Consider the following 1,071-nt stretch of genomic DNA (forward strand, 5'->3'; position numbering starts at 1 on the left):
CCGGTGAATGTGCGCGGCATCGACATGATAGGTTTTGCCGGGAAGCCGGTGAACGCGTTCGCTGTGCCAACCGCCGCTCGGATCCAGGTGGAACACCTCTTCGACATAGCCGCCATCGAGGATCTCCGTCTCGAAGCTCCAGGGGTGGTCATGCGGCGTCGCATGCGGCTCTTCCATCTTGAACCGGTGCAGTGCGCGTCCGTCATCCAGATGGTATTTGGTGAAGGCCCGCGACATGCGCTCGATGCTGACGATCCGCGTGCCGTCGGGAACGCGAGCAACGGCTGCTCGCGGTAATCGCATACTCACGGTTCGGACACCTCTTCATAACAGCCGGCGCGCCGCAGCTGGCGGACGATCCCGTTGAAGGCCGCGGTCACGCCCTGCGCCCTGCCGATCTCGTTCTCTTGGGCTGCGGCGTCCCAGTAGAGTTCGAGTGGCCAGCGTTCCGGGCAGTGCGGCAGCAGACAGCGCAGCGCCAACCGGATCTCGACGACATCGACGCGGGCGTCAGAGCAGCGCGCGACACCGCCGCGCAGGATATGCACCGATAGCGCGATGACAACGCGCTGATGACGGACGAGCTTGGCCATCAATGAAAGTCGTGAGATTTGAACTTCACGACGGCTTCCGGATCCATGCCGTCCGCATGGGGCGGCCAGTAAGCGTTGCGAGGGGCAGGGTTCCAGCCCTTGTCGCCGCGGTCAGGGGAGCCCGCATGTTTCGCGCCGTCACCGCGGCCGGTCCGGTGCGGGAACGACATTTCGCCGACCCTGTGCAGTAGATCGCCATGGTCGATGATCCGGTCGCAGATGACGTGGATGACCTCGCCCTCCTTCTGCACCCTGCCCTTCATGCCGATCATCGACGCGGACATCACGGTGCGGCGCTGGCGCTCGAACCGATCGGGCCACAGAATGCCGTTGGCGATGCCGGTCTCATCTTCGATCGTGATGAACAGCACGCCCTTGGCAGACCCCGGCTTCTGGCGAACGAGAATGATGCCGGCGACCTCCACATGCCTTCCATCGCGGATGGTGGCCAGGTCCGCGCATTTGGTCACGCCACGCC

Annotated in this window: 3 protein-coding genes; all 3 read right to left on the reverse strand. The window is 64.3% G+C overall.

Going from position 1 to position 1,071, the window contains the following annotated elements; translation table 11 throughout:
• On the reverse strand, nucleotides 1–303 hold a 303-nt coding region (locus IFR23_RS19945; protein ID WP_197978570.1), incomplete at its 3' end, for a hypothetical protein.
• A gap of 2 nt (nucleotides 304–305) precedes the next feature.
• On the reverse strand, nucleotides 306–593 hold the full coding sequence (locus tag IFR23_RS19950) for a hypothetical protein (protein WP_056015342.1): 288 nt from the start codon (nucleotides 591–593) through the stop codon (nucleotides 306–308).
• Nucleotides 593–1,071: OB-fold nucleic acid binding domain-containing protein (locus IFR23_RS19955; RefSeq protein ID WP_244655820.1), on the reverse strand; the 479-nt coding region annotated here is incomplete at its 5' end. The genes IFR23_RS19950 and IFR23_RS19955, both read right to left, overlap by 1 nt.

Origin of the sequence: Sphingomonas sp. CFBP 13603, from assembly GCF_014892665.1 — a bacterium.
Lineage (GTDB): Bacteria > Pseudomonadota > Alphaproteobacteria > Sphingomonadales > Sphingomonadaceae > Sphingomonas.

Bases quoted from the DNA above. Each gene is read 5' to 3' on its own strand.
- IFR23_RS19950 (WP_056015342.1), bottom strand. From the start codon at position 593: ATGGCCAAGCTCGTCCGTCATCAGCGCGTTGTCATCGCGCTATCGGTG.